Annotated in this window: 1 protein-coding gene; it reads left to right on the forward strand. The window is 64.2% G+C overall.

Going from position 1 to position 260, the window contains the following annotated elements; all coding sequences use genetic code 11:
- Positions 1–44: 44 nt before the first annotated feature.
- A partial coding sequence (locus tag ACLQ28_RS34620; RefSeq protein WP_425690465.1) for a transposase occupies positions 45–260 on the forward strand: 216 nt, incomplete at its 3' end.

Raw genomic sequence — 260 nt, forward strand, 5'->3', positions numbered from 1 at the left:
GGGTCTGCTGCACCGATAGGTGACATCTGAGATGGCTTGCCCTGGTGGCGGGCTGGAAGGATGTTGCTGTGCCGAAGCCTTACCCTCGTGAGTTCCGCGATGATGTTGTGCGGGTGGCCCGTGACCGTGACCCGGGCGTGTCGGTCGAGCAGATCGCGAAGGACTTCGGGGTCCATCCGATGACGTTGTTCAAGTGGCTGCGCCAGGCCGATGTTGACGCGGGGACCAGACCGGGTGTCAGCGGCAGTGACTCGGCCGAG

It is taken from the genome of Micromonospora sp. DT201 (assembly GCF_049841575.1).
Taxonomy (GTDB): Bacteria; Actinomycetota; Actinomycetes; order Mycobacteriales; family Micromonosporaceae; genus Micromonospora.